Genomic DNA, 23,316 nt, shown 5'->3' with positions numbered 1-23,316 from the left:
ACAAATGTCACTAAAAAAAGCCAAGTAACTTCACTCGACTTTTTCTCTTCTTACTGGCCTTCTTCTTTCATCCCATGCAATTTCAAGGCCTTCACCAAGGCATCCGCCTTCATGTTTTTCAAATCATTGAGACCAGCATCTTTGAAGTAAGAAATTTCTTCTAGAGACTTGGCATCAATTTGGTTGAGGTCAATCACACTGGTTGAGAGCAATTTCTTTTCTGGTGTGACTGTGTATTCCAAACTAAAACCGGGAACGGTTTTTAGTTTCTTATAGTCTTCATTTTGCTCCAGCAAAGCTTGAATAGCTGCTGTGAGCTCTTCAGGTGACTTTTCTGCTGCGATGGTCCCAAGTTGTTGGGGCAGATCGGCCGTCACTTCGATGCGAAGGTTTTCAACCTTATCTCCCTTAGACTTGATGATATCCCGGTGTTTTGTTCCATTGATATCTCCTACTAAGGTTGTGGTTTTTTCTTCATTTTTTACTTCTTTTTTAACAGTGGAACTGCTAGATGAGCTAGCGGTTGTAGTTTTCTTTGTTTGGGATTGCGAACAACCAGTCAATACCAAAATGGCTAGCCCAAGGGTTACAAAAAATTTCTTCATTTTTATAACTCTCCTTTCACATACTGATACCAGTATAACATATCGCGTCTTTCTTGTCTAAAAACTCCACTGCTCAAACCATTTCCCCCTCTTTTCAAGCTCTTCCATTTGAATAAAAAACTGATGAATTTGAGACTTTTTGCAGAAACTCCTTTTTCTCACGAATAAAGCCTCAGTGGACGGTTCACTTCAGTCTCAATCCCTCTGAATCACGCCGATTTCATAGGAATCTCCTCGTTTTTCTATATACAAAAAAAGGTTCCGAAAGGAACCTTCTGTTCAATTATTCTACACTAAACAAGTATGGGTAGACGGGTTGGCCACCTTGGTGGATTTCCACTTCTACATCCTCATACTTCTCAGCAAGGGCTTGGGCCAATTCATTTGCCAACTCCTCACTGCCGTCTTCACCGACATAGATGGTCACAATTTCACTGTCTTCATCCAACATATGAGCGAATGTTTCTTCCAAGGTTTCCATCATATCTGGATTTGAAACAACGATTTTGCCATCGACCATTCCAAGATTATCATTTTCATGGATTTCAAGCCCATCAATAGTGGTATCGCGAACTGCTGTCGTTACACTACCAGACGCAACATCACCCAATGAAGCGCTCATGCGTTCGTAGTTTTCTTCGATCGATTTGCTTTCATCAAAGGCAAGAAGACTAGTCAATCCTTGAGGGATAGTCTTGGTCTCAACAACTGCTGCAGGTTGATCAATCACTTCTGCTGCAGATTGAGCCGCCATCAAGATATTTTTGTTGTTTGGCAAGATAATGATGTTGCGCGCATTCAACTCTTCAACCGCTTTGACAAAGTCTTCTGTTGATGGGTTCATGGTTTGACCCCCAGAGATGATGTAATCAACTCCTTGCGCTTTAAAGATATCAGCCAATCCGTCACCAGCAACTACTGCGATGATGGCATATTCTTTTTCTTCAACTGGCTTCGCTTGACGCTCTTCTTTTTCAACTTGCGCTTCGTGTTGGTTGCGCATGTTGTCGACTTTCACCTTCACCAAGCTTCCGTATTTAAGACCTTCTTGCATGACAAGACCTGGATCTTCTGTATGGACGTGAACTTTGACAATCTCATCGTCATTCACCACCAATAGGGAATCCCCAAGGTTGTTCAAATAGTTACGGAATTCATCGTAATCGAAGTCTTTGACATAAGTTGGACCTTGTTTCAAAGCGACCATGATTTCTGTACAGTAACCAAACTTGATGTCTTCAGTTGCGACATGGCCAGCGACTGACTTGTGGTGTTCTGCATTGATCATTTCTGACATGGTTGCAGGTGTTGCTTGGAACTCTTCAGAAGCGATGAATTCTCCTGTCAAGGCTGACAAGAATCCTTCATAGATGAAGACCAAACCTTGACCACCAGAGTCTACCACACCAACTTCTTTCAAGACCGGCAACATATCTGGAGTCTTAGCAAGAGCTGTTTTAGCTCCTTCAAGAGCTGCACGCATGACTTCTACCGCATCATTAGTCGATTCTGCTTTTTTCTTGGCCCCGATGGCTGCCCCACGAGAAACCGTCAAAATGGTTCCTTCAACCGGTTTCATAACGGCTTTATAAGCGACTTCTACACCAGACTGGAAGGCTGCTGCAAGTGCTACTCCATCCAATTCTTCTTTGTCTTTGACACTTTGAGAAAATCCACGGAACAATTGAGAAGTGATGACTCCTGAGTTCCCACGCGCGCCCATCAAGAGTCCTTTAGCGAAGATCCCTGCTGCTTCACCAACAGTTGAAGCAGAACGGTCCGATACTTCTTTGGCCCCATTTTCGATGGTCATTCCCATATTGGTTCCTGTGTCCCCGTCTGGTACAGGAAAGACGTTCAAAGAGTTTACATATTCCGCTTGTTTATTTAAGCGCGTAGCCCCCGCTTGAACCATTTCTTGAAATAAACTTGTAGTAATATTAGCCACGATTATTCTCCCACAATCTTGATATTTTGAATATAGACATTCACAGTATCCGTAGTGATTCCAAGTTGATTTTCCAAACTAAATTTCACACGTTCTTGAATATTTTTTGAGACTTCGCTAATTTTTGTTCCATAGCTCAAAACAGTGTAAACATCAACTGCGATAGTTCCTGCTTCCGTTGTTTTGACAACAACACCTTTAGAGAAGTTTTCTTTCCCTAGGAGGGCTTGGAAATTATCTTTGATCGCATTTTTGCTGGCCATTCCAACCACACCGAAGATCTCAGTAGCAGCACCGCCTACAACAGTTGCGATAACCTCATCAGTCAATTCAATTTGACCGTCCTTTGTATTGATTTTTACTGTCATAATTTCTACCTCAAAAGTATTTTATATTCTATTTTACCATAAAAGAGGTCAACTGTAAAAGGGTAGGGACTATTCTTCTCCCGCTGTGACAGCTATCTCTAGAGAAAAAGAAAAGAACCTCAAGGAGGTTCTTATTTCTTTATTAAACGCGTTCTACTTTACCAGATTTCAATGCACGAGCTGAAGCCCAAACTTTTTTAGGTTTACCATCGATAAGGACAGTTACTTTTTGAAGGTTTGGTTTTACGGCACGTTTTGTTTGGTTCATAGCGTGTGAACGGTTGTTACCTGATACAGTCTTACGACCTGTGAAATAACATACTTTAGCCATTTCTGTGTTTCCTCCTATTAGATCTAATATAACGGATGTGCTAGCACCACATACCGTACTATATTACCAAAAAAAATCTCTCTTGGCAAGCTTTTGGCCAAAGTTTTTCAATTTCTGACTTAAGAAAACGAATTCGCTCCTACATAGATAATTTCTAGATTTCCCAAGGAAACATCGCCTGTAATGTAGAAATCCTTGCTAGTAAGAGCACTTGGATTTTCCTGATGTTGGATCGCTGAGAGAGAATTATCCACATTAACATGGACGCGCCAATCGCTTGGTACATAGAGGCTCAGACTCCCAAGGGAAACATCGACAACAAACTGAGCAGAAGGACCGTCGATACGGCAATTGTCAAAATAAACTGAAGCTTCTCCCATACTTACATCTGCACTTCCGTGGGTAAAGTGTTGGTCATTGAGATATTTTGTCACTGTGGAAAAAGTGACATCGATGTCATTGCCATCAGACTTACTCATCGAACCAGCAGAATAGGAACCATGGGGAATTTTTATTTTCTTAGAGGGTTTGAACAAGATGTTAAGTCCAATCACAGCGAGAATTGAAGAAAGGATGACAACCGAATTGGACACCGGAAGGAAATGGTATTGCCCATTGAGACAAAAGAGGGCTAAAAGTCCATAGATGAAGCCCCAACCAAAATGGCGTTTCAAGAAACTAGAGAGGGACAGGACTGCAAGCAAGGTGACCCAAGCTAAGGTCCAGATGCTGATGTCCCATTTTACAAAATAGCCTTGTAAGAGGAGTAAGGCTGCTAATAGGATTAAGAATACTCCGATTAATTTTTTTCTCATAATATTACCTCATTTCATTTAGTCGTTCTTTTAAGAGTTGATAGTAGCGTCTGGATACGTGGACCTGCTTATGGGTCTGGTAGAAATTGACCGTGCTGGTCCCTGAAAAAGACTTTTCCAGAGAGTAGATCTGCTTTGCGTTGACAATGGTGGATTTGGAAATTCGACAAAAGGCGATGGGAAGCAACTCCTCCAACTCATAGAGCTTCTGCTTGACTTCATAGGCCTCGTCCTTGGTGTGTCCAAAAATCTTCTCCCCATCCGTCTCAAAAAAGAGGATTGATGCCACATCCAGAAAATACTCACTTCGATCCTTGTAGAAGGCTAATGGAGCGACTTTTTGTTCTAGGATTCTCTCTTGCAGCTGGGTCAACTCCGGGGTCAAGCGCGGGGCTCGAATCAAGATCTCAGGCTCGTCCATTGATGGATCCAATTCGATTCTAACTTTCATAAAACTCCTTTCCCAACGTTTTGATAGTACCATTATAACAGCTGTTGAAAACAAAACAAGGGCTTTTCAGTAAGTGGCACCTTTTCCCCATCAAGAGGTAGCTTTTGAGAAGTAAAGAGGCTGGGACAAAAGTCCTAGCCTCTCAATTGTCTTTGGATTGTCGAGCAAGACGCAGTGGTTGAGTGGGCTCTACTACGCTGATTTCATCAGCTTTTATAGTCCTACTCAACTGTGCGGAGGTGGGACGACGAAATCGAATTCTAACGAATGACCGATTTCTGTCCCACTCTCTTTCTTTATTTGTTACTTTCCTTATCCGGTAAAAGAAAACTAAGACCCAGGCAAGCGAGCACACCCGCTGTGATCACTAAGCCATTTGAAACCGGCAAGAGATCGTAGATCGCGTTTGCAATCATCAGAGCAATTAAAGCACAGATGACACTTGCCTTGTAGTCCTGTTTCATCAGATTTTCAAGAGTAAAGAAAGCAAATAAGAGAACGGGGAATAAAGGCCAGATATTCACATCAAGCTTTGGAAAGCCAACCATTCCCATTATAACAACCGCAAGAGCTGCCAGAATAAAACCAAGTCCAAGTAATTTTTTCATCATAGTATACCTCTTTTTCATTAATTGGAAGTATTGCTTCCTTTGATGATTCTATGATAGCAGAGAGCCCCTATGGAGACAAGGACTTTTGACTAAGCGGTCAAAAATGGCGCCTATGCGGTCAAAAAAAGAAACGAGACAGAACGAATATGTGATCACCATTATTCATCGTCTCGCTCCTTCAAAGCAGTTTTTTCTATGCCGATTGCAGGGATCGAACCTGTGACCTACGCGTTACGAGTGCGTTGCTCTACCAACTGAGCTAAATCGGCGATTACCTTCTTAGTATAGCACTCTGATAGCGGATGTCAAGCACTTTTAGTTGATCTTTTTAATCAGAATCTGACATGGATTCTGTGGATCCCATAGTTGCGGAAAAATCTCTAATTTTTTAAAACCAAGACTGCGATAAAAGACATTTGTTCGGTCATAATCTTTATTTGAACCTTCTGCGACTGTTTTGACCTGTAGGTAGGCCACTTGTTTGACTGCTTCTCTTTCTATAGTCGTAACTAATTCCCTTCCAATTCCTTGACCTTGGAATGATTTTTTCACGCCTAGACAGTCAATTTCAGCACAATCTTCACTCGAATATGATAAACTTATAAACCCTACTACATCACTTTCTTGATAAGCAGCCCAAACTCGTAAATCCTTAGCTCCTTCAATGTAGGCTTGCGTGCTTTCTGGTATTCCAAACCATTCTGGCAAATCCCTTAAAATCTCAGCGACAACTGCCATTTTTTGATCTTCACCCTTGACTTCTTTAATTACAAACATCATAAGTTCCTTTCTTGATTTTAGTCTTACTTTACCTCTTACGAACCAGCACTTTCGTAGGCATCCAATCCCCTGTCCCAAAGTTTGAGGGAAATAACAAAGAAAACAAGGGAAATCAGAATCAAACCACCAATATTAAAGAGTCCATCCTTGTCCTGCAAGAAATAGCTGGCAGGATAGTAGGCCGTAAAGGCGAAAGGTACAATAAAGCTAATTAACCAACGAAGGAGCGAATTGTAAATAGAAATAGGATACTTGGCAAAATCATTAAACATATAGAAAATGTAAATCATGGCACCTGACTGCTTGGTCCAAAAAGCGATGCTGGCTGTAGCAATTTTCAAGGAAGTATAAATCAAGGTCGCAAAAGGAATACAAACTAGAAAAATCAGGAATTTTGGAAGAGTCCAAGCAATGCTAGTCGCCGTTGTCGCTAGTAAAATTCCACCGACCAAAAGTTCACCTAAGGCATCAATCTGAAAGGTCTCAACGAGGATGTGAAAGAGAGGATTGATAGGACGAGTCAGATACTTGTCAAACTCCCCTTTTCGAACTAGTCGTTGACCTAAAGCCCAGAGATTGTCAAAAAAGAGATGATCTAGTCCCTTTGGAATTAAGGAAAATCCATAGATAAAGGCAATTTCTTGAAAAGTCCAACCTTCTAGGGAGGGAATGTGTTGAAAGATGACATTGAGAAACAAGAGGTTCAGGCCTTGAGTCAGAAAGACTCCCAACACACCAACCACAAAATCTACCTTGTATTCCATGATTTGCTTGATGTACTGTCTGATAAAAATCAGATGCATGCGTTGATATTTTTTCATACTAACCTCCCTGAATGGTGATAAATGACTGGACTCGTTTCCAAATCAACTGAGACAAGCCCACCATCACTATAAGCCAGAAAAGCTGAAGCAAAAGTGCTTGAAGAATCTGACTAGCATCGTATTTCCCAACAATAATCATGACCGGAGTGTAAATTAAGGATGAGAAAGGTAAGAAGGACAGAATATCTGAAATGACCTTTGGAAAGAAAGCCAAGGGAATCAAACTCCCAGACATAAAGGCCACTATGGAAGTCTTAAGTAGGTTGGAACCCCAAAGATTTTTAAATACAAAGGCTGAAAATCCAAAGCAGATATTAAAGAAAAAGTTAATCAGATAGGCCAGCGTTAAGCTAAAAAGATAAAGGGTAGTTAGTCCCAACACTTCTACAATTCCTTGCCCAGACAAGATTTTCATCAAAACAATGACACTTAAAAATGGCAGTCCAACAGAGATAAAAATCAACCACCTGGAACCAAGCTCCGTAAAGAGGTAAGAAGCCGCAAAATGCACTGGTCGCAACAAGCGCATGATAATGGAACCATCCTTGACCTCATCACCAATCATAAAGGAAGAATCCGACCTAGTCAGAAGATTAGTCACAAAACTCATGATGATGTAGAGGGTGATATCCGCCATACTGAAGCCCTGAATCAAAGGCTCCTGGGAGGAATCAAAGACAGCCTTCCATAGATAAAAAGCCACAAAAGCACCCATGACATCGCCAATCCGATAAAGAATAAAGTTGACTCGATAGCTAATCAACTCCTGAATCCCTGCATTGATAAAGGGTTTATAACGTCTCCACAATTTGACCATCTTAGAGCTCCTTTCGATAGAAGCGACGGATAATATCTTCAATATCCGTATCTACCATCTTCAAATCACGGACCTCAAAATCAGATAAGGTTTGCTTGATAATATCGGCCGACTGGTAGCGGGAACTATCGAATTCAATATTGAGAGTATTTCCTTGTCTATCAATGGACATATCAGGCAAGCCCTCATAATGAGAGACTAGATGATTTTGACCTGGCGTCAGGTCAAAGGAGAGAGTCTTCATCTTTCCAAAGGTCTCCTTGAGCTGGCTAACCGTTCCATCAAAAATCTCTTGCCCCTTATCAATCATAAAAATCCGATCACAGAGTTGCTCAATATCACTCAAATCATGAGTAGTCAAGAGAATAGTTGTCTCCTCCTCCTGATTAATCTGAGTAATGGCCCGACGAATGTTGTCCTTGACCGACACATCCAAACCAATAGTCGGCTCATCTAAAAAGAGAACTTTAGGATTGTGAAGCAAGGAAGCCGCAATATCCGCCCGCATCCGTTGACCTAGTGAAAGAGTCCGCACAGGATCCTTTATAAATTCCTTCAAATCCAAAACTTCATTCAAAAAATCCATGCGCTTATGGAAAAGCGAGTCCGGTACATCATAGATCTCTTTCAAAACCGTGTAGGTCTCTTGCAGAGCCAAATCCCACCATAGCTGGGTGCGTTGTCCGAAAACGACTCCAATATCCTTGACATAATCTTGGCGATTATCCTGGGGAATCTTGCCGTTAATCCGACAAAAGCCAGATGTGGGCTTCAAAATTCCTGTCAGCATTTTGATGGTGGTTGACTTCCCAGCACCATTTGCCCCGATAAATCCTAAAATCTGCCCTTTTGGAACTTCAAAAGTTAAATCCTTGACCGCTTCAAAGGTCTGCTTTTCAGGATGAATAAAGGAGCGTAAGGCTCCCTTTAACCCCGGCTCCTTAACTGTCTTCACAAAATTTTTCCGAAGATGTTGCACTTCTATCATTGCCATATCTATCTCCCTATCGTAAGAAGCAACATTGTATTTTTGACTACAAATATTCTAAATCCTTACTTTCTACACTTTCTCAATATTATTACAGAAGGCTTTATACCAACCTATTATAATCTAATAAAAATAGGAATGCAAGCGTTTGCTTATTGATTATGAAATTAGAGATTTCTCTCTTAAAATGAAACTTTTAATCAAAAATTCTGTTAAATAGTTTCCTTAAGACACCAAAAAAACCACCCTCACGGGCAGGTTTATTGTTAAGAAAAAGAATTTTTTTAATCGAGAAAATTAACGATTCTACTGTTAATCCTTCAGCATTTAATTATTACCATCAGTCTCAATGGATTTTTAAGCCCTCAATTATTCTCCAAAAATTCTTTAATGCGAGAAACAATAGCATTGCTTTGATAATGATAGAGGTCGTGAGGCGCATCCATATAGACGACTTGAACATTAGACTGGTCGCTTGCAAATCTCTCTGCATAACGTTGCCACTCTGATTGGCTAAAGGTCGTGCCTTCACCGTTAGAAACCAGGAGTAAGGCTGGAATTTTCGGATTAATGCTAGATGGAACTTTCTTGGCATTTTCCTTTGCCAAACGGGATTCATGAAGCATGGCTTGTGACATCAACTGCTTATATGCTAGTAATTTATATTGTTGTCGTTCAGTTTCAGTCAGAGTTGGATTTTTTATATAAAAGGACTCAGGGAAATAGCGTAATAAGCCAATCTTACTCGTCCAATAGGCTAAGGTCATGAGAGTTGGATGTTCCTTTAAATCCTTATAACTCGCCGGCAAGGCCCAATCAAGACCGATCAAAGCCCTCACTTCATTCGGATATTTCTCTTGCCAAGCCAGACTTTCAAGACTAGCCATTGAATGAGAAACAATCACATAAGGCCCCGAAACTTCGGCTTGAGACAAAGCTTGACGGGTCTCAGAAAAAACCGTCATCACATCTCTTGATTGATCACTATCTTCACTAAAACCATATCCTGCCCGCTCTACAACGACTACTTTGTATTTTTTGGATAGGGAATCTGTTAGATTCTTAAAGTCTAATATAGGTGAAGCAATACCTGCACCTGAAAGAAATACGATCGTTTCAGATCCTTCACCTTTAATGTATACATTCATTTGATGTCCATTGACTACAACCTTCTTACCTATAGGCATGAGAAGCTTACTTTCTTTTTGCAAACTAAGTTGGTGAAAACCAAATGTACCTCCTAGAAAAAGGATAAGAACAACAAAAATGATCCAGCTAAACTTTTTAAATTTTTTCATAGGCATATTGTACAAAAATTAAATCCCGGAAGCAACTTTTCCCAAACAAAAAAACAAGATCCACATGGGACCTTGTTTTCCTGTTTTTATTAAGCTTTGCCTTCTGAACCGAATACGTCGATACGTTCTTCAACAGCTGCTGTAATTGCTTCGAAACCTGGTTTCAAGAATTTACGTGGGTCGAAGAGTTTCTTCTTGTCGTATTCTGCTTCGTTTGCATCGTATTCACGTACGAATTGACGAGTAGCATTTGCAAATGCGATTTGGCATTCAGTGTTAACGTTAACTTTTGCAACACCAAGTTTGATCGCTGCTTGGATTTGATCGTCAGGGATACCTGATCCACCGTGCAATACGATTGGGAATCCTGGAACAGCTTCAGTCAATTTTTGCAAGTGGTCAAGGTGAAGACCTTTCCAGTTTGCTGGGTAAGGACCGTGGATGTTACCGATACCTGCAGCCAAGAAGTCGATTCCTGTAGCAACCATTGCTTTAGCATCTTCGATTGGTGCCAATTCACCGTCACCGATGATACCGTCTTCTTCACCACCGATAGTACCAACTTCAGCTTCTACTGAGATACCTTTAGCATGAGCTTTTTCAACGACATCTTTCGCCAATTTAAGGTTTTCTTCAACTGGAAGGTGTGAACCGTCAAACATGATTGAAGTGTAACCAGCTTCGATACATTCAAGAGCATCGTCGTAGTGACCATGGTCAAGGTGAATAGCAACTGGTACAGTGATACCCATTGATTCTACAAGGTTTTCAATAAGGGCTTTACATACTTTGTAACCACCCATGTATTTAGCAGCACCCATAGAAGTTTGGATAAGTACTGGAGCTTTCTTAGCTTCTGCTGCACGCAAGATAGCTTGAGTCCACTCAAGGTTGTTTGTGTTAAATCCACCAACTGCATAACCGTTGTCACGAGCTGCTTGGACAAATTTTTCTGCTGAAACGATTGCCATTTGTCATAGGCCTCCTATAAATTTTTGTGGGATTGATCCCACTTACATTGTTTATTTTATCACTTTTTAGATGAAATTGCTAGCTTTTCCTGTGTCTTTAAGCACTTTCTTATGATAATTAGGGCGGAATCTCCTATCTCCTAAGGCTTTCATCCTAGCAAATAAGGAAAAGAGAGTGGGACAGAAATCGGTAATTCGTTAGAATTCGATTTCGTCGTCCCACCTCCGCACAGTTGAGTCGGGCTGTAAAAGCTGATGAAATCAGCGTAGTAGAGCCCACTCAACTACTGCGTCTTGCTCGACAATCCAAAAACAATTGAGAGGCTAGGACTTTTGTCTCAGCCTCAATTCTCTTCTTTATTTTTTTTTAGCGAAAGGAGAAAGGCGATCCCGCAAATCACAAGGAGTACTGCTACAACCCATTGAGAATAGAAATAAGCAGCAAATAATTGACTGTCGGTGAACATTTTTCCAAAAAGCCCGTTTAGCACTCCCTCAAGAAAGGGAATATTCTCACACATAGCAAGGATTGACGCAAGAAAGAGAATACTGCCCGCTATCAAGAAAAGATTGGGAATCCACTTTTTAATCCTTTTCTCTTTTCTGAGAAAATACTTAGAAGCAATCGCTGCTAGAAAAATGAAAACATTCCATATGTTTAAGGCGATAAAATATCTAAAAGTATCCTTGTATGCGCCTATCGCCATAGCTAAAATCAGGATAGGACCGAAAAAATTAATGGCACTTCCCAATAGTGCAAAGAGGCCATCGACCAAAACAAGATACTTTTTCATGTTCTCACCTCATCTCACACCTATTCTACCACAAAGAAATTTAAAAACAAAAAAAGATAGCCAAAGCTATCTTGATCCGATGCGGAGAGAGGGACTTGAACCCTCACGACCTAAAGCGGTCACAGGATCCTTAGTCCTGCGCGTCTGCCAATTCCGCCATCCCCGCGATTGAGTACTTTACTAGTATATCAATCAACAACTTTTTTGTCAAGATTTTTTTCAAACTTTTTTCAGGGTTTGTCATTTTTTCACAAAAAGGGATCAGGTTTCTCGACCTGATCCCTTGATTTTTATTTGCTATCGTGGTTTTCAACTGCTGCTGTGATAAAGGCTGTGTAAAGTCCTTCTGGGCGGTTTGGACGGCTTGACAATTCTGGGTGGTATTGGCAAGCGACAAAGAATTTGTTTTCTGGGATTTCAACGATTTCGACCAAACGGTTGTCTGGTGAAACGCCTGAGAAGACAAAACCTGCTTCTTCGAACTGTTCACGGAAAGCATTGTTAAACTCATAACGGTGACGGTGGCGACGTTGTACCACTTCTTGATTGTCATAGGCTGCAGCTGCTTTTGATCCTCGTTTGAGTTTAGAAGGGTAAAGACCGAGACGGAGCGTTCCTCCCATATCTTCCACATCGATCTGGTCTCGCATGATATCGATAATCGGATATTTGGTTTCTGGATCCAATTCGGATGAATTAGCCCCTTCCAAGCCTAAAACGTGACGGGCAAATTCGATACAGGTTAACTGCATCCCCAAGCAGACACCCAACATTGGGACGTCCTGTTCACGCGCATACTTGATGGCTTGAATTTTTCCTTCTGTTCCCCGTTGACCAAAACCACCTGGGACGATGATCCCATCAGCATCTCCAAGGAGTTCTGCCACATTTTCGGATGTCACATCATTGGCATTGACCCAATTAATCTTGACTTCAGCATCATTCGCATAACCTGAGTGCTTCAAGGCTTCAACGACAGAAATATAGGCATCTTGCAATTCCACGTATTTTCCAACTAAGGAAATCTTGACCTGCTTCTTGAGGTTCATGACCTTATCGACCATCGCAGACCATTCTGTCATATCTGCTGCAGGAACATTCAATTTCAAATGGTCACAAACGATTTGGTCCATATTTTGTGCTTGCAAGTTCAATGGGATTTGGTACAAATGTTCCACATCAAGTGATTCAATGACAGCTTCTGGTGCGACATCACAGAATTGAGCCAACTTGTTCTTAATTCCTTGACCAGCTGGTTTTTCTGTACGGATGACCAACATATTTGGTTGAATCCCAAGACCACGCAATTCTTTCACAGAGTGTTGGGTCGGCTTGGTTTTCATTTCTCCTGCAGCCTTCAAGTAAGGAAGAAGGGTGGTGTGGATGTACATAACATTTTCAGCACCGACATCTGCCTTCATTTGACGAAGAGCTTCAAGGAATGGAAGGGACTCAATGTCTCCAACTGTTCCCCCGACTTCTGTGATGATGACATCTGAATCCGTCGTCGTCGCTGCCCGTTTGATTTTCTCTTTCAAGGCATCTGTGATATGAGGAATGACCTGTACAGTTGCTCCCAAGTATTCTCCACGACGTTCCTTACGAAGGACCTCGCTATAAATTTTCCCTGTCGTCACATTTGAGTACTTATTCAGATTGATATCAATAAAGCGTTCATAGTGACCAAGGTCCAAGTCTGTCTCTGCACCATCGTCTGTGACAAATACTTCCCCGTGTTGGTAAGGACTCATCGTCCCTGGGTCGATATTGATATAAGGGTCAAATTTTTGGATCGTCACTTTCAATCCACGATTTTTAAGCAAGCGACCAAGACTTGCTGCGACAATCCCTTTCCCGATGGATGATACAACACCACCCGTTACAAAAATATATTTTGTTGACATGTGCTTTCCTCTTCTTCTAATGTTGTAGAGGCCATTCCTCTTTGCAGAAAAAACAAAAATAGCCCCCTAATCGCTAGGGAGCTCCGACCTCAAAATGAGGTGCCCGAACAATATCTTACCGCAAATGGTCTACTTTGTCAAATTGAAAATTTCATGAAAATGATTTTCGCTGTTTACGAGACTTTTTCCACTCCATTTTGTGTGACGAGAAATTTTTCAAATTGAAGCTGGGGCATGCAAAGTGCAAGGTCCTTATAGATTCGCTCCAATGCTTCTAAACGCATCTCGACTGATGTCTCAGTATTTCCTTGAATGACAAAGAGGGCGTTTTGCGTAGTCTCCTCAAATTTGTAATGGTCACTATCGCGTACATCCAACCAAGCCAGAACTCCTTTTTGATCTCTATAGACGGGATCTGTCGGTGCTACATGCTTTTCGCTAGAAAGGATGGGGAAGAAGAGATCTTCTCTTTGACTCACTGTAAATTCAATCGGACCTTCAATCTTATCCAGATCGTGTCCTCCAATAGCGAGATAAGACTTCAGAGATTCGACATTATAGATATCGATGATGCTATTGATCTGAGGAAGAGCACCTCGATGCTGGATGTTTCGGATAAGAGCTAGGACTGTTGGGGGATTTTTCTTGATGCTACGCCCTACTTTTTGCAAGAGGTCTGTGTAGCCTTTGATGACAGGGGATGCCGCTACTTCTTCTGTCTGACACTGGAGCGCCCATTGTTCAACTGCTTGATTCTTTTCAAGAAAAGAAGGGGGCAGGACTGCTTGGGGATCCACATTTCTAGCAATTCCGACCACAACCGTATCAATACCAAGAGCTACTAAACTTTGATCTAAATGAAAGTCCATCTGAATACCTCCTATTTGGGAATCCTTACACGTTTATCATACTCCATTTCGCCACTTTTTTCAATGCAAACAAAAAGAAACAAGGAACAATTTCCCTGTTTCATATGATTTATTCTTCTTCCTCGTCTTCAGAATCCTCTTCTTCGTCGTCTTCTTCGCTCAATTCAACTTCTTCACCCAAATCATCTGGTACGATTTCATTGATTTCAGCATCGTAAGCTTCGACTTCACTCTTTTCATCATCTGGATTTTCTTCATCATATGAAAGAGCTGGATCTGCTTCGTAAACTTCTTCGTCTTCTGGATCGTCATCGTTGTAATCGATCGCATCTTCGTCTCCATCCATGAAGGCATTGACACGTTTTTTCTTCCGTTTCTTAGGAGTTTCATCTTCGTCTGTTTCTTCAAGAGCGATGATTTCCTCGTCAACTTCATCGATGGCATACCATGAACGAAGACCCCATTTGTTATCTCCAAGTGGGATAAAGCTTCCATCGACATTCAATTCTGTGTAGAACAATGGAAGAGCTTCACGGATCTCGCTGTTTGATTTTTCAAGGTAATTTTGAATTTCATTTACAAGATCACTAAAGTACATTTCATGGTCACGTCCGCGTAATTCCAAAATCGCACGCGCCACTTCAATCATAGAAAGTTCACTTTTTTCTTGTCCAGCAAATACTTCTAATTCCAAGGGTAAATCTCCTTATGTTTCATTTCCTAAATGGAGAAGGATCCGGTCTTAAACCTCATCCTATCCTCGATGATAGATTGAAAACTTCTCGTCACTAAATCTATCACGCATTTTATCGTTACACTCTATTGTACGATAAATTTCCCCTTTCGTCAAAGGAAAATTCCAGGATTCTCCATGAAATCAGAAAAGGGAGTGGGAAAGAACTCCGACTAGTTAAAAAGAGTTCGTTTTCCCACCCCCGCACAGTTGATTAGGTCATCTTTGGAGCTTAAAGGCGAACAAAGATGCCAATCAACCACTGCGTCATACAGTTATTTCTATCCAACATCAAAGGCTGAACAGTTGTTGTCCAGCCTTTTTAATCTCAATTATTTTACTTTTGCTGTGCTTGTGATCACGTTCACGGCTTTCTTCACTGTGATGTCATGTTTCAACATTTCTGGTGAAAGAAGGTTGCGAACTTGTTCAACTGGCATGTTGTAATCTGCTGCCAATTGTTCGATTTCAGCGTTAATTTCTTCTTCAGTTGCTTCGAAACCTTCTGCTTTGGCTACTGCTTCAACCACGAGGTTTGTCTTAGTGCGGCTTTCAGCTTCTGCTTCATATTGTTTGTGAAGATCATCTTGAGTTGTTCCAGTAATTTGGAAATACATTTCAGGTGAGATTCCTTGACGTTGCATGTTTCCAAGGAATTCGTTGATTGAACGGTGTACTTCTTCGTGGATCATTTCTTCTGGAAGTTCAACGATTTCAGCATTTTCAACTGCAAGATCGATCGCTGCTGCTTCTACTGCATCGTTGTATGCTTCTTCTTTTGCTTCTGCCAATTCTTTGCGGTATTTTTCTTTCAATTCAGCAAGAGTTTCAACTTCTTCATCGATGTCTTTTGCCAATTCATCGTCAAGAGCTGGTACTTCTTTTGCTTTCACTTCGTGGATAGTTGTCACGAATTTCGCTTCTTTACCTGCAAGGTCAGCTGCTTGGTAGTCTTCTGGGAATGTTACGATCACGTCAACTGTTTCACCAGCAGAGTGTCCAACCAATTGGTCTTCGAAACCTGGGATGAATTGACCTGAACCAAGTCCAAGTGAGAAGTTGTCACCTTTACCACCGTCGAATTCAACACCGTCGATAGATCCAACGAAGTCGATTACAACTGTGTCGCCTTCTGCTGCAGCACCTTCTTTAACAACCAATTCAGCCAAGTTGTTGCGTTCGCGTTCGATACGAGCATCCACATCAGCATCTGTTACTTCTTTAGAAACTTCTACTGATACTTCAAGGTCTTTGTAAGCACCCAATTTTACTTCAGGTTTTGTGACAACAGCTGCTGTCAATGTCCAGTCTTGACCTTTTTCCATAGATACAACATCAAAAGTAGGTTGTGCTACAACTTCGATTCCAGCTTCTTTAACAGCTGCTTCGTATGCTGCTGGAAGAAGATCGTTCAAAGCATCTTGGTAAAGAGCTTCTTCACCAAAACGTTGGTTGAAGATTGGACGTGGAATATGACCTTTACGGAATCCAGGTACGTTCAAGGTTTTCTTAACAGATTCAAACACACGGTCCAAAGCAGGTTTGATTTGCTCTTGGCTGATGGTGAAAGTCAATACACCGTGGTTAGTTTCTTTGTTTTCAAATGATACAGACATTCTGTCTCTCCTTAAAATAATATAGTCATTCCTTATAATTTTACCACAAAACTTTGAAATTGCAAGTTTTAAAACGTTTTTGCCTCTCTTTTCATCCAAAAAAACTAGCCCCTAAAAGCTAGTTCTATTTATGATTTTCGGATGGGATCATCTAGGTAGAGAGCACGGGCACCACCGATCAATTTTGGCCGACTAGCGAGGGCTGTGACATGGGCTTCCCCTAGTTCACGTAAGACAGGGCGAATCGGAACTTGCACGTGTTTGACGTGCATCCCCACTGAGGTATCTCCGATGTCTAAACCCGCTTGGGCTGTGATAAATTCCACTTCGACCGGATCTTTAAAGTACTTGAAAGCAGCGAGTTGTCCAGCACCTCCTGCATGGAGACTAGGAAGGACATTGACGATTTCTAACTCCTTCTTGTCTGCCAATTCCCGCTCGACCACCAAGGCGCGATTGAGGTGCTCACATCCTTGTACCGCCAGATAAATGCCTCTTGGATTCAACTCATCTAGTAAGGTCTGGACAATAGCTTCTGCAATGTCGATGTTGGAGGCTTTTCCAATTGGCCCTCCTGCAACTTCACTTGAAGACATCCCGAGCACTAAAATCTGTCCTTGGCGGAGACGGCTTTTTTCCAAGACATCTACCAGGATTTCTTTTGTATCCTTCTTCAGTTGCTCCAGATCCATGAATTAGCTTCCTTTCTTTTGAAATGCATAATAGACCACATAGCCTAAAGCCATTCCAACAAAATTCTGAGCGAGGTTATTCGGAATATCCGAGATAGCAGCTCCCCAGCCATTGCCTAAAAAGAGAGCAGAAGCTAGTGCGTAACCGCCTACCATGACGACTGTCGCAAGAAGCAAGCCTAGGTAACGAGCTTTGCCCTTGAAGCCAGCGAAGTAACCTTGTCCCCCGTGAAAGAGGAGGCTAAAGAACATCCACTGAGGATATCCTGAAATCAGATCCAATAAGAAGGCTCCGACACCACCTACAATAGCACCTTCCTTGCGCCCAAAATAGAAGGCTGTGAAATAGGCACCAAGATCTAGCAGGGTGACGATCCCTGTAGGAGTTGGAAGTTTGGTATAGTAGCCAAGTACAACTGTCAAGGATGTCAAAATAGAGAGGCGGGCAATGAGTTGAGTTCGATTAGATGTCATACTGTACTACTCCATACTGGTCTGAATGTTGAATCGCTTGGAAAACAAAGTCTTTAGAGGCTTTAACAGCTTCAAGTGGAGATTTCCCTTGCACCAACTGGCTGGAAATGCTAGACGCAAAGGTACAACCAGCTCCTGTATTGTTCTTTTCTAAGACTGGCTCTTCAATGACGGTGAAGTCTGTCCCATCATAAAAGACATCGATGGCCTTTTCTTTATTGAGACGATTGCCTCCTTTGACCACGACAGTCGTTGCTCCTAATTCGTGGAGCTTGCGCGCTGCCGCCTTCATATCGTCGAGCGATTGAATCTTGCTTTGGGTCAAGATCTCAGCTTCTGGTAAGTTTGGCGTGATGATGGTCACATAAGGGAAGAACTTAATCAATTCGTCTCGAAGAGCTGAAACTTCTACATCATGACTTTCCTTGCAGACCAAGACAGGATCTAGTACCACAGGAATCTCCGCATGGGCTTTGACATAGTCCAAGGCTAAGTCTGCCACTTCAACATTTGGCAAAAGGCCGAGTTTAATAGCAGAAAAAGGAACATCCTTGAGAGAGTTGAGCTGTTGAGCAAAGGTCGTCGGATCCACCGGAATCACTTCAAAACCGTGCTCCGTCATAGCGGTCAAACAAGTCACCGCTACAAAGCCATGCTGTTTGTTAGTCGTATAGGTAGCAAGGTCTGCATGAAGACCTCCCCCACTAAAAATATCATTTCCTGAAATAGCTAGAATCAATTCATTACTCATAACGGATCTCCTTTAAATATAAGCCATTTGGCGCTGCTGTAGGACCTGCTAGATTGCGGTCCTTCTTTTCCAAAATCAGATCGATCTGCTCGATCGGCATCCGATCATTTCCAATCTTCAACAAAGTTCCCACCATATTGCGGATTTGCTTGTAGAGAAAGCCATTGCCCGAAAAGGTAAAGACAAGACGATGATTTGCCGTATCCTCAACCAAGCGAGTCTCTGTAATTGTACGAACCTTGTCTTCCACACTGGTTCCTGAAGCGGTGAAACCGGTGAAATCATGGGTTCCCTCCAACTTTTGGATGGCTACTTGCATCTTTTCCACATCCAAAGGATAGGGGTAGTGGGTCGCATAGTGGCGCATCATGGGGTTCTTGGGACGACCATAATCCACGATGAATTCATAGGTTTTGCTGTGCTTCTTGTAGCGTGAGTGAAAGTCATCTGCTACTTGCTCCACCCGGATGAAATCAATATCCTCTGGGGTCTGGGTATCCAGAGCAAAGCGGAGCTTCTCCTCATCCCGCGCTTGGGGGAGATCAAAATGAATCACCTGCCCAAGGGCATGGACGCCTGCATCCGTCCGACCCGCTCCATGAACGGTGATAGAGCTTCCTTGATTGAGGCGCGTCAAGGTCTTCTCGATTTCTTCTTGCACACTGCGGGCATGCGGTTGACGTTGAAACCCTGCAAACAAGGTCCCGTCATATGAAATGGTTGCTTTGTATCGTGTCATGGTTTTATTTTAACAGGATATAGAAGGGGTTACAAGAGTGAAAAACCCAAACTGTCCGGGTACAGTTTTGCAAGCACAAAAAGAGGCTGGGACAAAAGTCCTAGCCTCTCAATTATTTTTGGATTGTCGAGCAAGACGCAGTGGTTGAGTGGGCTCTACTACGCTGATTTCATCAGCTTTTACAGCCCTACTCAACTGTGCGGAGGTGGGACGACGAAATCGAATTCTAACGAATTACCGATTTCTGTCCCACTCTCCGAACTTCGACCTGTTACAAATCTACTAGGTCTTAGTCTCTTTTTTTATTTTTCAAGTCCATTCCTGCTGCTCCTAAGATCGCTCCTAGTAAAGCGAGTCCCAGAGCAGATTCCACTCCTGTTTCTGGGAGTTGCTTGTTAGAGTTTACTGTTTCTGAACGAACCTCTTTTTCCACAACTGCTGGAATTGGCGTTGGGATATTTACTGGTGCTACTGGTTGATTCTTTGAGATCACTTGAGGTGTTGAAGGATCTGAAACCATTTTGTTTACAAGCACGTCTGGTTTCACTGGCGCTTCTACTGAAGGGCTTGTTGGGATCACAATTTCTTTGGTACCGACTTCAACAATTTCTGCAACTGGCTCTTTAGCAACTTCTGTAGCGATTACTTTTCGACTTTGATCAAGCGCCGAAACCTCTACATACTCAAGACCTTGCCCTTTAACCCCAGCCTGGATCACTTTGCGTTCTCCTTTAGCGAGATCTGGATTGGTGCGTTCCACAAGGTCAAAATCAAGTTCTTTCTCCACGATTTCAAGACTTGGTTTATCTTCCACTAGGGCTTTGACATCATTTTCAGCCAAGCTACCTACTTGCGTAATTGGCTTAAGCCCCGCAAGGGCTTGGGTCAGAGCGGCCACTTCTTGGTTCACCTGATCTTGATGAGCACGGCTCACATTCCAATTCAAGCTATCTAAGACTTTCGCAAGAGCTGCGCGAGATTCTGGTGTGTATATGTCTAGATCTGTTGGCACCGTAGCAACTGCTTTTCTAAGAGCAGTGAAGTCCGCCTTGAAATAGTCCTTGTTGTGGTTGGCAAAAGCTTCCATTAGATCAAAGACATTTTTTTCGATGTATTCTTCACTTGGGGTATCACACCAAACAGCTACCATGCTACCGACCATCGGCAAAGATGTTTCTGGATATGTTGTACTTGGGAGTTGTCTAAATGGAGTAGCAGCTGCATTGGCAATCGCTTTTTCAATATAACCACCACCCGTTTCAGGTGTTCTTCCCAAAACATAGTACCAGTCTCCGTTGGTATTAAGGAATTTATACCCCTTATCTGCCAAATACTGTGGAGATGCGAGGTTATAGCCCCACCATCCTTTAGACCAGTATGAAATCAAGACGTCCTTGTCAAAGGCAACATCATCTTCATCTCCATAATAGAAGCCATCGTTAAAGGCCATTGGCTGCAAGCCTTTTTCACGCGCCATAGCTGCAAGACTATTGGAATACTCCGCAAATTTACCATAGAGGTCATACCACTTGAGGTAGTACCAGCCTTGCGCACTGGTAGCGTCATTGGCATATTCATCTGTTCCGTAGTTAAAGATCTTAGACTTGTCTTTGAAGTAGTCCATGTACTTGCCAATCAAGGCTTTGGTAAAGTTGACTGCTGCTTCATTGGTCAAATCCATGGTTGTTTTTGAAACCGTATCAAAGCTGGCTTGTGGATTTTCAATGCCCAATTTTTCCATGGCAACCAACAAAGCATCCATGTGGCCAGGACTATTGACTGCCGCAATCAAGCCGATTCCTTTAGCAGTAGCATAAGCATGGAGTTCATCCATTTCTGCTTGGGTCAAGGCTTGACCATTTGGATCATCGTAATAGGCCTTGGTGCCTTCTAAAATGGCCTTTTTCACATCATCACTGGCATAGGTTTTGCCATTGGCTTCCACCGTCATATCATCGAGGACAAAGCGCATACCATCGTTTCCGACAAGGAGGTGCAAGTCAGAATAACCCAGCTCACTGGCCTTATCTACGATCCGTTTCAACTGATCCAGCGAGAAGTATTTGCGACCTGCATCGATCGAGATGACCTTCTTCATGGCAAGTTTTTCTTCCGCTTCTTTTGCTGCAACTTCTTTCGCGTAGCTTTCTGTATACACCAAAGCACCTTGAGCTGCTTTGAGATTGTCGATCAAGGTTTTGGCCTCTGCTCGAGTGGTGTTTGCTCCTGCCCCTTCTAAAGCTTTTTTAGCTGCCGTAAAGGCTACTAGAGATTCCGGTGTATAGTGGTCCAAATCAGTTGGAGCTTCCGAAAGAGCTTTTTCGACCACTTCAGGATCTGCTACAAAATAGTCCGCATTCTTGTCCGCGAAGGCATGCATGAGCTTAAAGAGAAGGTCTTTTTTGTAGGTTGCGGATGGCGTATCTGCCCAGGCAGCTACCATACCACCAATGAAAGGTACCTTCGCTCCATCATTTTTTTGAACTACATCAATCGCTGACTTGGAAATTCCTTCGAGACCTTGATCGAGGTTGTACCAACCAGATCCAGCCTTGTCCCGTCCAAGCACATAATACCAAGCATCATTGGTATTAAGAATCTGATGACCTAGTTCGGACAAGAGTTTTGAAGAAGCGACATCATAGCCGTTCCAGCCACCTGTCCAGTAGGAGACAATGATATCCTTGTCAAAAGTGCCATAGGAAGTATCGCCATTGTAGTAGATTCCGTCATTAAAGGCCATTGGTTTCATCTTGTGTTTTTTCACAATAGCTGCTAGATCATTAGCATATTGGATGAATTTTTCATAGCCTTTTTCTGGATAGCCTTCACCTGGCCAATTCTTGCTGGCTTGTAGAACCTGCCAACCATGGGCATCTGTGGCATCGTTGGCATATTCATCCAAACCGATGTTAAAGATTTCGGTCTTGCCGCTGAAATAAGCCGCATACTTGTCTACCAAAGCCTTGGTAAAGTCTAAGGCTTTTTGGTTGTCCAAATCAACGGTCCGAGCTGATTTCTTTGTACCAAAATAATTAAAGTGAGGGTTTTCGATCCCCAATTGTTCCATGGCTGTCAGAATCGCATCCATGTGACCTGGACTATTTATGGTTGGGATGACGCCTACTTTCTTCGATTTGGCGTAGGCCAAAATATCATCCATTTGAGCCTGGGTCAAGGCTGTCCCGTTCGGATCATCGTAATAAGCTTTTGTCCCTTTTTCAACCGCATCTGTCACGGCTTGGCTAGAATAAGAAGTATCTCCCACTTTCAAAGACATATCATCCAGCACAAAGCGCAAGCCGTCATTTCCCACTAAGAGATGCAAGTCTGTATAGCCCGTCTTACTAGCTTCATTAATGATTTCCTTGATTTGGTCTGGTGAGAAGTACTTGCGACCGGCATCGATCGAAACAATCTTTTTCTTGGCTAATTTTTCTTCCTGATCAAGATCTTTAGCAGGCGTTTCCGTCGCTGGTTGAGCTGCCACATCCGACTCTGCGACAGAACTTGCTTCTTCGCGAATCAAACGGTCAAGATCTGATACCCGCAATTCACGATCAGGCAGTGTCGGTTGACTTTGATCGACGATTGGGGCAGGAGCCGTTGGTTTTTCTACTGTTGGCTGAGAAGCTTCCTCATTAAGAGAAATCGTTGACTCACCCTCGCTTGGCTGAGTTGGAACTGTCGTTGAAGGACTGTCTGTAACGCTCGACGTATCTGCAGCTACAACATGCGCGCCAGCAAAAAATCCTATGAGCACCGAAGCAGCTCCTACTGCATACTTGCGAATCGCATAACGTGGTTGATGTGATTTCATCAGGACCTCCTAAATTGTCTTTGTAATCGTTTTCTTAAATTTACCACGATATCTTAATAAATTCAATGAGGGTCCTCATTATTCTTTAATTAGGAGAGGAAGTTCTTGGATTCGATC

Annotated in this window: 23 protein-coding genes and 2 tRNA genes; all 25 read right to left on the bottom strand. The window is 42.5% G+C overall.

The window, feature by feature from the left end:
• Positions 1–50: 50 nt before the first annotated feature.
• Positions 51–605, bottom strand: a complete 555-nt coding sequence (locus NMM13_RS07930) for an SP0191 family lipoprotein (RefSeq protein ID WP_201037694.1) — start codon at positions 603–605, stop codon at positions 51–53.
• Positions 606–888: 283 nt separating this feature from the next.
• A complete protein-coding gene (locus NMM13_RS07925) occupies positions 889–2,553 on the bottom strand; it encodes a DAK2 domain-containing protein (protein ID WP_254728409.1) in 1,665 nt (554 codons plus the stop codon).
• Positions 2,554–2,555: 2 nt separating this feature from the next.
• Positions 2,556–2,921, bottom strand: coding sequence for an Asp23/Gls24 family envelope stress response protein (locus NMM13_RS07920; protein WP_003004393.1), 366 nt, complete (start codon positions 2,919–2,921; stop codon positions 2,556–2,558).
• Positions 2,922–3,063: 142 nt separating this feature from the next.
• Positions 3,064–3,252 carry a 50S ribosomal protein L28 gene (gene rpmB, locus NMM13_RS07915; protein WP_001140948.1) on the bottom strand — a complete coding sequence of 63 codons (189 nt, stop codon included), beginning with the start codon at positions 3,250–3,252 and terminating at the stop codon, positions 3,064–3,066.
• A 119-nt stretch (positions 3,253–3,371) separates the two neighbouring features.
• Positions 3,372–4,067 carry a hypothetical protein gene (locus tag NMM13_RS07910; RefSeq protein WP_254728408.1) on the bottom strand — a complete coding sequence of 232 codons (696 nt, stop codon included), beginning with the start codon at positions 4,065–4,067 and terminating at the stop codon, positions 3,372–3,374.
• Between the two features lie 4 nt (positions 4,068–4,071).
• Positions 4,072–4,518: a LytTR family DNA-binding domain-containing protein gene (locus NMM13_RS07905; protein ID WP_003004160.1), complete on the bottom strand. Its 447-nt coding sequence runs from the start codon at positions 4,516–4,518 to the stop codon at positions 4,072–4,074.
• Between the two features lie 296 nt (positions 4,519–4,814).
• Positions 4,815–5,126, bottom strand: a complete 312-nt coding sequence (locus NMM13_RS07900) for a hypothetical protein (RefSeq protein ID WP_254728420.1) — start codon at positions 5,124–5,126, stop codon at positions 4,815–4,817.
• Between the two features lie 199 nt (positions 5,127–5,325).
• Positions 5,326–5,398: transfer RNA gene (locus NMM13_RS07895), tRNA-Thr, on the bottom strand.
• Positions 5,399–5,444: 46 nt separating this feature from the next.
• Positions 5,445–5,906 (bottom strand): GNAT family N-acetyltransferase, encoded by a 462-nt coding sequence (locus NMM13_RS07890; RefSeq protein ID WP_049513999.1) that lies wholly within the window; start codon positions 5,904–5,906, stop codon positions 5,445–5,447.
• 38 nt (positions 5,907–5,944) lie between these two features.
• Entirely contained in the window at positions 5,945–6,730 is a 786-nt protein-coding gene (locus NMM13_RS07885) for an ABC transporter permease (protein WP_003017328.1), read from the bottom strand.
• Between the two features lies 1 nt (position 6,731).
• Positions 6,732–7,550, bottom strand: a complete 819-nt coding sequence (locus tag NMM13_RS07880) for an ABC-2 family transporter protein (protein WP_023919334.1) — start codon at positions 7,548–7,550, stop codon at positions 6,732–6,734.
• A gap of 1 nt (position 7,551) precedes the next feature.
• Complete coding sequence (locus NMM13_RS07875) at positions 7,552–8,544, bottom strand: ATP-binding cassette domain-containing protein (RefSeq protein ID WP_013904684.1); 993 nt, start codon at positions 8,542–8,544, stop codon at positions 7,552–7,554.
• A 359-nt stretch (positions 8,545–8,903) separates the two neighbouring features.
• Positions 8,904–9,842 carry an alpha/beta fold hydrolase gene (locus NMM13_RS07870; RefSeq protein ID WP_254728419.1) on the bottom strand — a complete coding sequence of 313 codons (939 nt, stop codon included), beginning with the start codon at positions 9,840–9,842 and terminating at the stop codon, positions 8,904–8,906.
• Positions 9,843–9,925: 83 nt separating this feature from the next.
• The gene (locus NMM13_RS07865) at positions 9,926–10,807 is read right to left on the bottom strand and encodes a class II fructose-bisphosphate aldolase (protein ID WP_003004573.1); all 882 of its coding nucleotides are present in this window, start codon (positions 10,805–10,807) and stop codon (positions 9,926–9,928) included.
• Positions 10,808–11,151: 344 nt separating this feature from the next.
• A complete protein-coding gene (locus tag NMM13_RS07860; protein WP_254728407.1) occupies positions 11,152–11,601 on the bottom strand; it encodes a hypothetical protein in 450 nt (149 codons plus the stop codon).
• An 80-nt stretch (positions 11,602–11,681) separates the two neighbouring features.
• Positions 11,682–11,767, bottom strand: a tRNA-Leu gene (locus tag NMM13_RS07855).
• Between the two features lie 124 nt (positions 11,768–11,891).
• Positions 11,892–13,505, bottom strand: a complete 1,614-nt coding sequence (locus NMM13_RS07850; protein WP_254728406.1) for a CTP synthase — start codon at positions 13,503–13,505, stop codon at positions 11,892–11,894.
• Positions 13,506–13,678: 173 nt separating this feature from the next.
• Complete coding sequence (locus NMM13_RS07845) at positions 13,679–14,374, bottom strand: B3/4 domain-containing protein (RefSeq protein ID WP_254728405.1); 696 nt, start codon at positions 14,372–14,374, stop codon at positions 13,679–13,681.
• A gap of 109 nt (positions 14,375–14,483) precedes the next feature.
• Entirely contained in the window at positions 14,484–15,068 is a 585-nt protein-coding gene (rpoE, locus tag NMM13_RS07840) for a DNA-directed RNA polymerase subunit delta (RefSeq protein ID WP_003010182.1), read from the bottom strand.
• A gap of 371 nt (positions 15,069–15,439) precedes the next feature.
• Positions 15,440–16,723 carry a trigger factor gene (gene tig, locus NMM13_RS07835; RefSeq protein ID WP_021154454.1) on the bottom strand — a complete coding sequence of 428 codons (1,284 nt, stop codon included), beginning with the start codon at positions 16,721–16,723 and terminating at the stop codon, positions 15,440–15,442.
• Between the two features lie 128 nt (positions 16,724–16,851).
• Positions 16,852–17,415, bottom strand: coding sequence for a TIGR01440 family protein (locus NMM13_RS07830; RefSeq protein WP_254728404.1), 564 nt, complete (start codon positions 17,413–17,415; stop codon positions 16,852–16,854).
• A 3-nt stretch (positions 17,416–17,418) separates the two neighbouring features.
• Positions 17,419–17,889, bottom strand: a complete 471-nt coding sequence (locus NMM13_RS07825) for an ECF transporter S component (RefSeq protein WP_070674882.1) — start codon at positions 17,887–17,889, stop codon at positions 17,419–17,421.
• Positions 17,879–18,640, bottom strand: a complete 762-nt coding sequence (locus NMM13_RS07820) for a bifunctional hydroxymethylpyrimidine kinase/phosphomethylpyrimidine kinase (RefSeq protein ID WP_254728403.1) — start codon at positions 18,638–18,640, stop codon at positions 17,879–17,881. The genes NMM13_RS07825 and NMM13_RS07820 overlap by 11 nt, the downstream gene beginning before the upstream one ends.
• Positions 18,633–19,379, bottom strand: coding sequence for a tRNA pseudouridine(38-40) synthase TruA (gene truA / locus NMM13_RS07815; protein WP_254728402.1), 747 nt, complete (start codon positions 19,377–19,379; stop codon positions 18,633–18,635). Before truA ends, NMM13_RS07820 begins: the two co-directional genes overlap by 8 nt.
• A gap of 289 nt (positions 19,380–19,668) precedes the next feature.
• Positions 19,669–23,199, bottom strand: coding sequence for a family 20 glycosylhydrolase (locus tag NMM13_RS07810; protein ID WP_254728401.1), 3,531 nt, complete (start codon positions 23,197–23,199; stop codon positions 19,669–19,671).
• Between the last annotated feature and the right edge of the window lie 117 nt (positions 23,200–23,316).

It is taken from the genome of Streptococcus sp. CF8_St5-11 (assembly GCF_024295625.1).
In the GTDB taxonomy this organism is placed as follows: Bacteria; Bacillota; Bacilli; order Lactobacillales; family Streptococcaceae; genus Streptococcus.
Note: the sequence above shows the minus strand (reverse complement) of the source record. Positions and strands in the feature narration are given on the sequence as shown.

Coding starts and splice junctions, on each gene's coding strand:
- NMM13_RS07890 (WP_049513999.1), bottom strand. CDS start 5,906: ATGTTTGTAATTAAAGAAGTCAAGGGTGAAGATCAAAAAATGGCAGTT.
- NMM13_RS07910 (WP_254728408.1), bottom strand. CDS start 4,067: ATGAGAAAAAAATTAATCGGAGTATTCTTAATCCTATTAGCAGCCTTA.
- NMM13_RS07860 (WP_254728407.1), bottom strand. CDS start 11,601: ATGAAAAAGTATCTTGTTTTGGTCGATGGCCTCTTTGCACTATTGGGA.
- truA (WP_254728402.1), bottom strand. CDS start 19,379: ATGACACGATACAAAGCAACCATTTCATATGACGGGACCTTGTTTGCA.
- rpmB (WP_001140948.1), bottom strand. CDS start 3,252: ATGGCTAAAGTATGTTATTTCACAGGTCGTAAGACTGTATCAGGTAAC.
- NMM13_RS07820 (WP_254728403.1), bottom strand. CDS start 18,640: ATGAGTAATGAATTGATTCTAGCTATTTCAGGAAATGATATTTTTAGT.
- NMM13_RS07850 (WP_254728406.1), bottom strand. CDS start 13,505: ATGTCAACAAAATATATTTTTGTAACGGGTGGTGTTGTATCATCCATC.
- NMM13_RS07920 (WP_003004393.1), bottom strand. CDS start 2,921: ATGACAGTAAAAATCAATACAAAGGACGGTCAAATTGAATTGACTGAT.
- NMM13_RS07885 (WP_003017328.1), bottom strand. CDS start 6,730: ATGAAAAAATATCAACGCATGCATCTGATTTTTATCAGACAGTACATC.
- NMM13_RS07930 (WP_201037694.1), bottom strand. CDS start 605: ATGAAGAAATTTTTTGTAACCCTTGGGCTAGCCATTTTGGTATTGACT.
- NMM13_RS07870 (WP_254728419.1), bottom strand. CDS start 9,842: ATGCCTATGAAAAAATTTAAAAAGTTTAGCTGGATCATTTTTGTTGTT.
- NMM13_RS07865 (WP_003004573.1), bottom strand. CDS start 10,807: ATGGCAATCGTTTCAGCAGAAAAATTTGTCCAAGCAGCTCGTGACAAC.
- NMM13_RS07830 (WP_254728404.1), bottom strand. CDS start 17,415: ATGGATCTGGAGCAACTGAAGAAGGATACAAAAGAAATCCTGGTAGAT.
- NMM13_RS07880 (WP_023919334.1), bottom strand. CDS start 7,550: ATGGTCAAATTGTGGAGACGTTATAAACCCTTTATCAATGCAGGGATT.
- NMM13_RS07845 (WP_254728405.1), bottom strand. CDS start 14,374: ATGGACTTTCATTTAGATCAAAGTTTAGTAGCTCTTGGTATTGATACG.
- NMM13_RS07810 (WP_254728401.1), bottom strand. CDS start 23,199: ATGAAATCACATCAACCACGTTATGCGATTCGCAAGTATGCAGTAGGA.
- NMM13_RS07900 (WP_254728420.1), bottom strand. CDS start 5,126: ATGAAAAAATTACTTGGACTTGGTTTTATTCTGGCAGCTCTTGCGGTT.
- NMM13_RS07905 (WP_003004160.1), bottom strand. CDS start 4,518: ATGAAAGTTAGAATCGAATTGGATCCATCAATGGACGAGCCTGAGATC.
- NMM13_RS07825 (WP_070674882.1), bottom strand. CDS start 17,889: ATGACATCTAATCGAACTCAACTCATTGCCCGCCTCTCTATTTTGACA.
- NMM13_RS07875 (WP_013904684.1), bottom strand. CDS start 8,544: ATGGCAATGATAGAAGTGCAACATCTTCGGAAAAATTTTGTGAAGACA.
- tig (WP_021154454.1), bottom strand. CDS start 16,723: ATGTCTGTATCATTTGAAAACAAAGAAACTAACCACGGTGTATTGACT.